Origin of the sequence: Klebsiella sp. RHBSTW-00484 (assembly GCF_013705725.1) — a bacterium.
GTDB lineage: Bacteria > Pseudomonadota > Gammaproteobacteria > Enterobacterales > Enterobacteriaceae > Klebsiella.
Window position 1 is genome coordinate 2,572,819 of sequence record NZ_CP055481.1, and the last position, 12,209, is coordinate 2,585,027.

Here is a 12,209-nt window from a genome sequence, read left to right on the forward strand (position 1 = left end):
ATTTAACACCGACTTAAGTAAATTCTGACAGGCGATAGTGTGAATAGCATGCCACTATTACATTATCGTCAGTCAGAGGAGAGATCATGACGCAGCCATTGGCGGGTAAACAGATTCTGATAGTTGAAGACGAACCCGTTTTCCGCTCTCTTATGCACACCTGGTTAACTTCGCTTGGTGCGACTATCGTACAGGCGGAGGATGGGGTGGATGCGCTTCAAAAAATGGCCGATTCAAAACCTGATCTGATGATTTGTGATATTTCGATGCCGCGTATGAATGGTCTGCAGCTAGTTGAACATCTGCGCAATCAGGGTGAACAGCTACCGATTCTGATGATATCAGCCACGGAAAATATGGCGGATATTGCTAAAGCGCTGCGCCTTGGCGTACAGGATATCCTGTTAAAGCCAGTAAGGGATTTTGAGCGTCTGAAGGAAACGGTCTATGCCTGCCTCTATCCCAACATGTTCAATTCGCGAGTTGAAGAGGAAGAGCGGTTATTTGAGGACTGGGATGCGCTAGTCAGTGACCCGAAAGCGGCATCGAGACTGCTGCAGGAGCTTCAGCCTCCTGTTCAACAGGAGATGTCTCATTGCCGTATTCACTATCGCCAGCTTATGTCGGCTGATAAGCCTGGATTGGTTCTCGATATTGCACCGTTATCAGAAAACGATCTGGCGTTTTATTGTCTGGATGTCACGCGCGCGGGGGATAATGGGGTTCTTGCAGCCTTATTGCTGCGTGCACTGTTTAATGGACTGCTGCAAGAGCAGTTAGCTCATCAGGGGCAGCGCTTGCCGGAGATGGGAAGTCTGCTAAAACAGGTTAATCAATTGCTACGTCAGGCAAATTTGCCAGGGCAATTCCCATTATTGGTAGGGTATTATCACAGCGGATTGAAAAATTTGATTTTAGTTTCTGCTGGTTTGAACGGCACGCTGAATACAGGCGAACACCAAATTCAGATTAGCAATGGGGTTCCGTTAGGAACATTAGGTAATGCATATCTCAACCAAATAAGTCAACGCTGTACATCATGGCAGTGCCAAATTTGGGGGGCAGGTGGGCGTTTACGCCTTATGTTGTCTGCGGAATGAGCAACTGTGTTTATTTTAGGTTACCGCACGATCTTTTGCGGTGGTACTATCGCCGGGTTTAATGCGTAAAAATCCTAATTCGGGGATATCCAATCCTTTTCAGACCCGATGTGGTTGAGCAGGCTGATATACTCGATACGATATTATTAACGAGAAGTTTAAAAAACGAACAGTCCAGGAGATTTCAATGGCTGCGCTTAATTCAAAAGTAAGAAAAGCTGTAATCCCGGTTGCGGGATTAGGCACCCGAATGTTGCCTGCAACTAAGGCTATTCCTAAAGAAATGCTGCCACTGGTAGACAAGCCTTTAATTCAATATGTTGTTAACGAATGTATCGCAGCCGGGATTACTGAAATTGTTCTGGTCACGCACTCCTCGAAAAACTCTATCGAAAACCATTTTGATACCAGTTTTGAGCTGGAAGCGATGCTGGAAAAACGTGTAAAACGCCAGCTGTTGGAAGAAGTCCAATCTATTTGTCCGCCGCACGTTACCATTATGCAGGTCCGTCAGGGGCTGGCTAAAGGTCTGGGCCATGCCGTGCTGTGCGCCCACCCTGTTGTTGGCGATGAGCCAGTCGCGGTTATTTTGCCAGACGTTATTCTGGATGAATTTGAATCCGATCTGTCTTGCGATAACCTGGCGGAAATGATTGCTCGTTTTGATGAGACTGGAGCCAGTCAAATCATGGTTGAACCCGTTGCGGACGTGACTGCATACGGCGTTGTTGACTGCAAAGGCCAGCCTCTGCAACCGGGCGAGAGCGTTCCGATGGTTGGTGTGGTAGAAAAACCGAAAGCGGACGTTGCGCCGTCCAATCTGGCCGTTGTAGGTCGTTACGTGCTGAGCGCGGATATTTGGCCGCTGCTGGCAAAAACGCCTCCGGGAGCCGGTGATGAAATTCAGTTGACTGATGCCATTGATATGCTGATCGAAAAAGAAACGGTCGAAGCCTATCATATGAAAGGCGTGAGTCATGACTGCGGTAATAAACTGGGTTATATGCAAGCTTTTGTTGAATATGGTGTTCGCCATAAGTCACTGGGCGCAGAATTTAAAACCTGGCTGGAAAAAGCAGTAGCGAAGTAGTCGTTATCTGTAGTACTACAAGAAGCCGGGGAGCGATTTCATTTCCCGGTTTTTTTATGCCCGTACGACGTATGTTGGATTGAGAGATAAAAAAATCCCGCCGGAGCGGGATTTTTAAACGGATACGATAGCTTATTACAGCAGGAAATCGTCCAGAGATTTACCCTGCTCATCCATCGCTTTCTTGATCACTGCCGGAGTACGACCCTGACCAGTCCAGGTTTTAGTTTCGCCGTTTTCGTCAACGTAGCTATATTTAGCCGGACGTGCTGCGCGTTTGGCTTTGGTACCCGCTTTAACAGCTGCCATGGTGCTCAGCAGTTCATTCGGATCAATTCCATCAGCAATCAGCATTTCACGGTATTGCTGCAGTTTACGGGTGCGTTCTTCAATTTCCGCAGCAGCAGCGCTTTCTTCTTCGCGACGTTCGTTAACGACGACTTCTAATTTTTCCAGCATTTCTTCGAGCGTTTCAAGTGTGCATTCTCTTGCCTGCGCACGAAGAGTACGGATGTTGTTCAAAATTTTAAGTGCTTCGCTCATTGTAGTAATCTCAAACTTATATTGTGGGGTGGTTTGTTGGACTAATAATAGAGCGATAAAATCAGATGTGCAATAGGGGAGAATGTAAGGAAGTCAAAATAATTTGTTATTTGTCTCGAGAATTAATTAATTTAAGTTAATTTTTCCGGATGAGTTCACATCTTTACTGCTTATAGCGAAGTCAGGTCCATAAGCTAAAACCCTGAGATAGTATGCTTTTTCCTACTCCCGGCGAGTAAAGTTATACTTCGCATGGATAAATATCATCTTCGGTATTAGCGCAGTGGTTGCGGTGATGTTTAATATAAAACACTTGTCCAGGTCCGTTATAGGCTCCCGGCAGGAACCCGGATAAGCACAAAAGGACAATGGTACTGCAAGTTGTAGTGTCTCTGGTCGTACGAATAGCAGGCACGCTCTTCTATTAAAATGCTTAATCTTTTAGGTATCCACAGGCTTAACATTGATCGCAATACCCGCCCTGAAAGGGCAGATAGAAGGAGAATATATGGTACAATTTGTCTGCGATAAAACACATTGATTGGGGTCACGCAGCCGATGGCACAACTTTATTTCTACTATTCTGCAATGAATGCAGGTAAGTCTACCGCTCTGTTACAGTCCTCCTACAATTACCAGGAGCGCGGGATGCGTACTGTGGTTTATACAGCGGAGATAGACGATCGCTTTGGTTCCGGGAAGGTAAGTTCAAGAATCGGCCTCTCATCGCCAGCGCGATTGTATAATACCCGAACTTCATTATTTGCTGACATTGCGAGCGAGCATGAGCGTCAGCCTATTCACTGCGTATTAGTCGATGAAAGCCAGTTTCTGACTCGTGAGCAGGTGCATGAGTTGTCCGAGGTCGTCGACGAACTTGATATTCCCGTGTTGTGCTATGGGCTGCGTACTGATTTTCGTGGCGAACTGTTTATTGGTAGCCAATATTTGCTGGCATGGTCCGATAAGCTAGTTGAATTAAAAACCATCTGCTTCTGCGGTCGTAAGGCGAGTATGGTCTTGCGGCTTGATCAGGAAGGGCGGCCATACAATGAAGGTGAACAGGTAGTGATTGGCGGTAACGAGCGTTATGTTTCCGTGTGCCGTAAGCATTACAAAGAGGCGTTAAATAAAGGGTCATTAACCTTTGTGCAGAACAAATAGCACTCTTGCTCATACTTCGTCATTAATCCTTCTCCGGCGCTTTCTCAGCGCCTTTTTTACATCAGTAACGCTAATCCCTCCGCTTAACCTTTCCTGTCGCCTGAGGCGATTTGTGCGCTGCTGAGTGACAGATACAAAAAAGCCCCATCTTTAGGATGGGGCTGATGATTGCTTTCTAAACTGCTGTTAGATTAAGCGGATTTCTTCGCTTTTTTCTCAGCTTTAGCCGGTGCGGCTTCTTTCTTCTCCGCAGTTTCGCCTTCGACGTAATGACGACCGTAGAAAGTATCCAGCAGAATCTGTTTCAGCTCAGCGATCAGCGGGTAGCGCGGGTTAGCGCCGGTGCACTGATCATCGAATGCATCTTCAGACAGCTTATCTACGTGGGCCAGGAAGTCAGCTTCCTGCACGCCAGCTTCACGGATAGACTTAGGAATACCCAGGTCAGCTTTAATTTCGTCCAACCAACCAAGCAGTTTTTCGATTTTCGCTGCGGTACGGTCACCCGGCGCGCTCAGACCCAGATGGTCGGCGATTTCAGCGTAGCGACGACGAGCCTGCGGGCGGTCGTACTGGCTAAATGCAGTCTGTTTAGTCGGGTTGTCGTTCGCGTTATAACGAATAACGTTGCTGATCAGCAGGGCGTTCGCCAGACCGTGAGGAATGTGGAACTGAGAGCCCAACTTGTGTGCCATCGAGTGACAAACACCCAGGAAGGCGTTAGCAAACGCAATACCGGCGATAGTTGCAGCACTATGTACACGCTCACGTGCTACCGGGTTCTTAGAACCTTCATGGTAGGACGCTGGCAGGTTTTCTTTCAGCAGTTTCAGCGCTTGCAGAGCCTGACCGTCAGAGAACTCAGAAGCCAGTACGGAAACATAAGCTTCCAGGGCGTGAGTCACGGCATCCAGACCACCGAATGCACACAGTGATTTCGGCATATCCATAACCAGGTTGGCATCGACAATCGCCATGTCTGGAGTCAGCGCGTAGTCTGCCAGCGGATATTTCTGACCTGTTGCATCGTCAGTAACAACCGCAAATGGAGTGACTTCAGAACCAGTACCAGAAGTGGTGGTGACCGCGATCATTTTCGCTTTCACGCCCATTTTCGGGAACTTGTAGATACGTTTACGGATGTCCATAAAGCGCAGCGCCAGTTCTTCGAAGTGGGTTTCCGGATGTTCGTACATGACCCACATGATTTTCGCAGCGTCCATCGGGGAACCGCCACCCAGTGCGATGATCACGTCTGGTTTGAAGGAGTTAGCCAGCTCAGCGCCTTTGCGAACAACGGTCAGAGTTGGGTCAGCTTCAACTTCAAAGAAGACCTCGGTTTCGACGCCCGCAGCTTTCAGCACAGAGGTGATCTGGTCTGCGTAGCCGTTGTTGAACAGGAAGCGGTCAGTCACGATCAGCGCACGTTTGTGACCATCGGTAATCACTTCATCCAGCGCGATTGGCAGTGAGCCACGACGGAAGTAGATAGATTTCGGAAGTTTGTGCCACAACATGTTTTCAGCTCGCTTAGCAACGGTTTTCTTGTTGATCAGGTGCTTAGGACCAACGTTTTCAGAGATGGAGTTACCACCCCATGAACCACAACCCAGAGTCAGGGAAGGTGCGAGTTTAAAGTTGTACAGGTCGCCGATACCACCCTGAGAAGCCGGAGTGTTGATCAGGATACGCGCGGTTTTCATCAATTGACCGAAGTAAGCAACGCGCTCTGGCTGGTTGTCCTGGTCGGTGTACAGGCAAGAGGTATGACCGATACCGCCCATTGCAACCAGTTTTTCAGCCTTATCAACAGCGTCTTCGAAATTCTTCGCACGGTACATCGCCAGAGTCGGAGACAGTTTTTCGTGTGCAAATGGTTCGCTTTCATCAACGTCAGTGACTTCACCAATCAGAATCTTGGTGGCAACCGGAACGGTGAAACCAGCAAGCTCAGCAATTTTATACGCCGGCTGACCAACGATAGCGGCGTTTAACGCGCCATTCTTCAGGATGATGTCCTGAACGGCTTTCAGCTCTTTACCCTGCAGCAGGTAACCACCGTGGCTGGCAAAACGTTCACGAACTGCATCGTATGCGGAATCAACAACAACAACGGACTGCTCGGAAGCACAAATTACGCCGTTGTCGAAGGTTTTAGACATCAGTACAGAAGCGACAGCACGCTTCACATCAGCGGTTTCGTCGATAACAACTGGGGTGTTACCTGCGCCTACGCCGATTGCCGGTTTGCCGGAGCTGTATGCCGCTTTAACCATGCCCGGACCGCCGGTCGCGAGAATCAGGTTAATGTCAGGGTGATGCATCAGTGCGTTGGACAGTTCAACGGAAGGTTGATCAATCCAACCAATCAGGTCTTTCGGCGCACCGGCAGCGATTGCGGCCTGCAGAACGATATCTGCTGCTTTGTTAGTAGCTTCTTTAGCACGCGGATGCGGAGAGAAAATGATGGCGTTACGGGTCTTCAGGCTAATCAGTGATTTAAAGATAGCGGTTGAAGTCGGGTTAGTTGTCGGGACGATGCCGCAAATAATGCCGATAGGTTCAGCAATAGTGATAGTACCGAAGGTGTCGTCTTGAGACAAAACACCGCAGGTTTTTTCATCTTTGTATGCGTTATAGATGTATTCAGAAGCGAAGTGGTTTTTAATCACTTTGTCTTCGACGATACCCATGCCGGATTCGGCGACGGCCATCTTAGCGAGAGGGATTCGAGCGTCTGCGGCGGCCAGTGCGGCGGCGCGGAAGATTTTATCGACTTGTTCTTGAGTGAAACTGGCATATTCACGCTGGGCCTTTTTTACGCGCTCTACAAGTGCGTTAAGCTCTGCGATATTAGTAACAGCCATAATGCTCTCCTGATAATGTTAAACTTTTTTAGTAAATCAGTAGCTCGATTCGACAGTATAGACAGGCTGTTAACAGCTTGCATCTAAATGTTAATGTAAAGAATTTTTCGCTTCTGACTTCATTGATTAACTAAAAAAGCTCTGGTTTTTTCTTTCAGGTACCGCTGTTTTCCCTCCCTGTTGTGTGTAAACAAGGTTACTCACTTCTGAGTACAAATTATGTGATCTACATCAATAATCGACGAAGCTGATACCTTTCAGCTGCTCGTTTTTTGACCTTTTAGGGCATGTGTAATGATTCGGTATGCTAATTGAATGAATAAATAGCATTATGGAAACAAATAAATAACATCCGAGCTTTATTATGACCTTATGCATAATTGAGATGAATTATGCTATTAAACAGCGTATCTTTTCGCGGATATTTTATGCTGGTAACTGTCAACAGCCATTTTTAATGATGCTGCGGAGCGCACTGTGATTCAACCGTTGTTTGATTTTTCAGCTTATTTCAAATTTTTCATCGGGCTGTTCGCGCTGGTAAACCCGGTGGGCATCATCCCTGTCTTTATTAGCATGACCAGCTATCAGACGGCGGCGATACGTAACAAGACCAATCTGACGGCTAACCTTTCTGTCGCCATTATCCTGCTGACCTCATTGTTTCTGGGGGATGGTATTCTGCAGGTCTTTGGTATTTCCATCGATTCTTTCCGTATTGCTGGTGGGATTCTGGTTGTCACTATTGCGATGTCGATGATTAGCGGCAAGCTAGGTGAGGATAAGCAGAACAAACAAGAGAAGTCAGAAACGGCGATCCGCGAGAGTATCGGTGTAGTACCGCTGGCATTGCCTCTGATGGCCGGGCCGGGGGCTATCAGTTCAACGATCGTCTGGGGTACGCGTTATCATAGCGTTGCGCATTTTTTGGGCTTTTCGGTCGCAATTGCGCTTTTCGCTTTATGCTGCTGGGGGATTTTCCGTATGGCCCCATGGCTGGTTCGCCTGCTGGGGCAAACGGGAATTAACGTGATTACCCGTATTATGGGGCTGCTACTTATGGCCCTCGGGATCGAGTTTATTGTCACCGGGATAAAAGCACTCTTCCCTGGACTAGTGAATTAATCTGCGCTTCTGCACGCGGGGTAAAACCCCGCGGTTGCTTAATTATTAGCAAAGCATATCAAAAAGCGTTATATGAACACGTAAAATAACTTTTTTTAATATAATCATATTTTTGTTTTTTATCAGTCTGTTACGAACTTATCCTGCCATTCTCCTCGCTATCCACTCACATTAGTTACTGTTATTTTCGTCACATCATTCTCTGGTGCTTGCCGTCAGATAATTGAAATGATATTAGTAAATTCACCGATGAGGCAGATGAATGTGCTAAATAATAAACAATTGTTAATTTTTCGTACAAAAAAGCACCTTCTCAGTATTGCTCGGTATGTAAAACAGTAATTTTTTTGTATGCACATGATAGATAATGGTTTTATAACTTTTTCTTTACAGGGGGAATTTTATGCTCTGCCTTCCGGGAGATCATAAAAGAGAATCCGGTAACATATTTGCAAATTGCATTGGCGGACGAGAAGGCCTTTTGGTACTTTCCGGCGTGATCTTTAGCAGAATATAAACTTAAATGAGAATTTTTATTAACTAACTCATTGCGATTTAAAACCGCCTCCGGACAGGGAGGGGAAGAGTCGACGTCAAGACTGCCGTTTGAGCGGTCGTAATAAAATAAGTCGGTGATAGCAAGCAGTACAATCTGACAGCAGCATAAACTCCTGCACTGTACAGAATCCTAAAAGAGAAAAGCAGGCTGGTTATATAGCCAGTAATTATAATGAGTGGAGTAACAAACACATGACCATCATCACGAAAAAAAGCCTGGTAGCCGCAGGCGTATTATCTGCGCTAATTACCGTTAACGCTGCCATAGCGGCAGATGTACCCGCAGGAGTACAGCTGGCGGATAAACAAACGCTAGTGCGTAACAATGGATCCGAAGTCCAGTCTCTTGATCCGCACAAAATTGAAGGTGTGCCGGAATCTAATATCAGCCGGGACTTATTTGAGGGACTGCTGGTAAGCGACCTTGACGGTCATCCGGTTGCTGGCGCTGCGGAAAAATGGGACAACAAAGATTTTAAAGTCTGGACCTTCCATCTGCGAAAAGATGCAAAGTGGTCTGACGGCACGCCGGTTACGGCACAAGATTTCGTTTATAGCTGGCAGCGCCTGGCTGACCCGAAAACAGCATCTCCTTATGCAAGCTACCTACAATATGGTCATGTGGCCAACGTTGACGAAATTATCGGCGGCAAAAAACCAGCGACCGATCTGGGCGTAAAAGCGCTGGATAATCATACTTTCGAAGTCACACTCAGCGAACCCGTACCATACTTTTATAAACTTCTCGTTCACCCGTCCGTCTCTCCAGTACCTAAGGCCGCGATTGAGAAGTTTGGTGAGAAATGGACCCAACCGGCCAATATCGTTAGCAACGGCGCATATAAATTAAAAGATTGGGTCGTCAACGAGCGTATTGTGCTGGAGCGTAATACCAATTATTGGGATAACGCCAAAACCGTGATTAATCAGGTCACCTATCTGCCGATCTCTTCTGAAGTTACAGACGTAAACCGCTACCGTAGCGGTGAAATCGACATGACCTATAACAACATGCCGATCGAACTGTTCCAGAAGCTGAAAAAAGAGATCCCGCAAGAAGTTCACGTCGATCCGTATCTGTGCACTTATTACTACGAAATCAATAACCAGAAAGCACCGTTTACCGATGTTCGTGTACGAACCGCACTCAAAATGGCTTTGGATCGCGACATTATTGTCAATAAAGTAAAAAATCAGGGCGATCTGCCAGCCTATAGCTACACCCCGCCATATACCGATGGTATGAAACTGGTTGAACCTGAGTGGTTCAAGTGGTCGCAGGAAAAACGTAACGAAGAAGCGAAAAAATTACTCGCCGAAGCAGGTTATACCGCTGATAAACCGCTGACCTTTAACCTGCTCTATAACACTTCCGATCTGCATAAAAAGCTGGCTATTGCCGTCGCGTCTATCTGGAAGAAAAATCTGGGCGCGAACGTGAAGCTGGAGAATCAGGAGTGGAAAACATTCCTCGATAATCGCCATCAGGGCACCTTTGATATTGCGCGCGCCGGCTGGTGTGCGGACTATAACGAACCGACATCCTTCCTGAACACCATGCTGAGCGACAGCTCAAACAACACCTCGCATTATAAGAGCCCGGCTTTTGACAAGATTATTGCTGAAACGCTGAAAACCAGTGATGAAGCGAAACGTGCAGACCTCTATGCACAATCTGAGCAGCAGCTGGACAAAGACTCCGTCATCGTCCCGGTCTTCTATTATGTCAACGCCCGCCTGGTTAAACCTTGGGTTGGCGGCTACACAGGTAAAGACCCGTTAGATAATATCTACGTTAAGAACCTTTATATTATCAAACATTAATGGCAAATCGTGGGGCAGGCAGCGCTTGCCCCACCGTGTCTGAATTCATCGCACTCGATAGGCACAGGCCAGAAGGTACGGGCAATGTTAAAATTTATCTTTCGTCGCTGTCTGGAAGCGATTCCGACGCTATTTATTCTAATTACAATCTCCTTCTTTATGATGCGTCTTGCGCCGGGTAGTCCTTTTACCGGTGAACGTACGCTGCCGCCGGAAGTCATGGCGAATATTGAAGCAAAATATCATTTAAACGACCCCATCATGACCCAGTATTTCAATTACCTGAAGCAACTGGCGCATGGTGATTTCGGTCCTTCCTTTAAATATAAAGATTATTCGGTAAACGATCTGGTGGCTTCCAGCTTCCCGGTGTCTGCCAAATTAGGTTTTGCCGCGTTTTTCCTGGCGGTAATTCTTGGCGTCACTGCCGGAGTTATTGCGGCGCTAAAACAGAATACGAAATGGGACTTCGCCGTGATGGGGGTGGCAATGACCGGGGTCGTGATACCCAGTTTCGTAGTCGCGCCCTTACTGGTGATGATATTTGCTATTACTCTGCATTGGTTGCCGGGAGGTGGCTGGAACGGCGGGGCGCTGCAATACATGATTTTGCCGATGGTCGCACTGTCTCTGGCCTATATCGCCAGTATTGCGCGTATCACTCGCGGCTCGATGATTGAAGTCCTGCACTCTAATTTCATCCGTACCGCGCGGGCAAAAGGCTTACCGATGCGCCGCATCATTCTGCGTCACGCCTTAAAACCCGCGCTGTTACCAGTACTTTCCTATATGGGACCAGCCTTCGTCGGCATTATTACTGGCTCGATGGTTATCGAAACCATTTATGGCCTGCCGGGTATTGGCCAACTGTTCGTCAACGGCGCGCTGAACCGCGATTATTCGCTAGTGCTCAGCCTGACCATTCTGGTTGGCGCATTGACCATTCTGTTTAACGCGGTTGTTGACGTGCTGTATGCCGTTATCGATCCGAAGATTCGTTATTAACGCTGGGGTTCGCCATGATGTTAAGTAAGAAAAACAACGAGGCGCTGGAAAACTTCAGTGAAAAGCTGGAAGTCGAAGGGCGCAGCCTCTGGCAGGACGCCCGCCGCCGCTTTATGCATAACCGCGCTGCCGTTGCCAGCTTGGTAGTGTTGGTGATTATCGCGCTGTTTGTCACCATCGCCCCGATGGTGTCGCAGTTCTCCTACTACGATACCGATTGGGGCATGATGTCCAGCGCACCTGATATGGAGTCTGCTCACTACTTCGGTACCGACTCGTCTGGCCGCGACCTGTTGGTGCGTGTGGCGATCGGCGGGCGTATTTCATTAATGGTCGGCGTCGCTGCGGCGCTGGTGGCGGTGATTCTTGGCACGCTTTACGGCTCGCTTTCCGGTTATTTGGGCGGCAAAGTGGACTCGGTGATGATGCGTCTGCTGGAAATCCTCAACTCTTTCCCGTTTATGTTCTTCGTCATTTTGCTGGTGACCTTCTTTGGCCAGAATATTTTGCTCATTTTCGTCGCCATTGGGATGGTCTCCTGGCTGGATATGGCGCGTATCGTTCGCGGCCAGACCCTGAGCCTGAAGCGCAAAGAGTTTATTGAAGCTGCGCAGGTCGGTGGAGTCTCAACAGGTAACATTGTTATCCGCCATATTGTGCCGAACGTGCTTGGCGTGGTGGTGGTGTATGCCTCGTTGCTGGTCCCGAGCATGATCCTGTTCGAATCCTTTCTGAGCTTCCTTGGTCTGGGTACCCAGGAGCCGCTAAGCAGTTGGGGCGCGTTGCTCAGCGATGGCGCGAACTCGATGGAAGTATCGCCGTGGCTGCTGCTGTTCCCTGCTGGTTTCCTGGTGGTAACGCTATTTTGTTTTAACTTTATCGGCGATGGCTTGCGTGATGCCCTCGACCCGAAAGACCGCTAAGGAGCGCCGT

9 protein-coding genes are annotated in these 12,209 nt (G+C 48.0%); 7 read left to right on the forward strand and 2 right to left on the reverse strand.

The features are described from left to right. Positions 1-86 precede the first annotated feature (86 nt). Positions 87-1,100, forward strand: a complete 1,014-nt coding sequence (rssB, locus tag HV213_RS12235) for a two-component system response regulator RssB (RefSeq protein ID WP_181485877.1) — start codon at positions 87-89, stop codon at positions 1,098-1,100. A 187-nt stretch (positions 1,101-1,287) separates the two neighbouring features. Next, positions 1,288-2,190, forward strand: coding sequence for a UTP--glucose-1-phosphate uridylyltransferase GalU (gene galU / locus HV213_RS12240; protein ID WP_112213394.1), 903 nt, complete (start codon positions 1,288-1,290; stop codon positions 2,188-2,190). Between the two features lie 135 nt (positions 2,191-2,325). On the opposite strand, the gene hns is transcribed toward galU, so the two are convergent. Then, on the reverse strand, positions 2,326-2,733 hold the full coding sequence (hns, locus tag HV213_RS12245) for a histone-like nucleoid-structuring protein H-NS (RefSeq protein WP_041146073.1): 408 nt from the start codon (positions 2,731-2,733) through the stop codon (positions 2,326-2,328). Positions 2,734-3,291: 558 nt separating this feature from the next. Here hns and tdk point away from each other — a divergent pair. After that, positions 3,292-3,897, forward strand: a complete 606-nt coding sequence (gene tdk / locus HV213_RS12250; RefSeq protein ID WP_181485878.1) for a thymidine kinase — start codon at positions 3,292-3,294, stop codon at positions 3,895-3,897. Positions 3,898-4,088: 191 nt separating this feature from the next. On the opposite strand, the gene adhE is transcribed toward tdk, so the two are convergent. Further along, entirely contained in the window at positions 4,089-6,764 is a 2,676-nt protein-coding gene (gene adhE / locus HV213_RS12255) for a bifunctional acetaldehyde-CoA/alcohol dehydrogenase (protein WP_181485879.1), read from the reverse strand. Between the two features lie 477 nt (positions 6,765-7,241). On the opposite strand from adhE, the gene HV213_RS12260 reads away from it, so the two are divergent. The 4 genes from HV213_RS12260 to oppC all read left to right on the forward strand — a co-directional run bounded on the left by HV213_RS12260 (position 7,242) and on the right by oppC (position 12,199). Continuing rightward, on the forward strand, positions 7,242-7,889 hold the full coding sequence (locus HV213_RS12260) for a YchE family NAAT transporter (RefSeq protein WP_110275581.1): 648 nt from the start codon (positions 7,242-7,244) through the stop codon (positions 7,887-7,889). Between the two features lie 750 nt (positions 7,890-8,639). Beyond that, positions 8,640-10,271, forward strand: coding sequence for an oligopeptide ABC transporter substrate-binding protein OppA (oppA, locus tag HV213_RS12265; protein ID WP_181485880.1), 1,632 nt, complete (start codon positions 8,640-8,642; stop codon positions 10,269-10,271). Positions 10,272-10,355: 84 nt separating this feature from the next. Continuing rightward, entirely contained in the window at positions 10,356-11,276 is a 921-nt protein-coding gene (gene oppB / locus HV213_RS12270) for an oligopeptide ABC transporter permease OppB (protein WP_110275583.1), read from the forward strand. A gap of 14 nt (positions 11,277-11,290) precedes the next feature. Beyond that, complete coding sequence (gene oppC / locus HV213_RS12275) at positions 11,291-12,199, forward strand: oligopeptide ABC transporter permease OppC (protein WP_139537554.1); 909 nt, start codon at positions 11,291-11,293, stop codon at positions 12,197-12,199. Positions 12,200-12,209 lie beyond the last annotated feature (10 nt).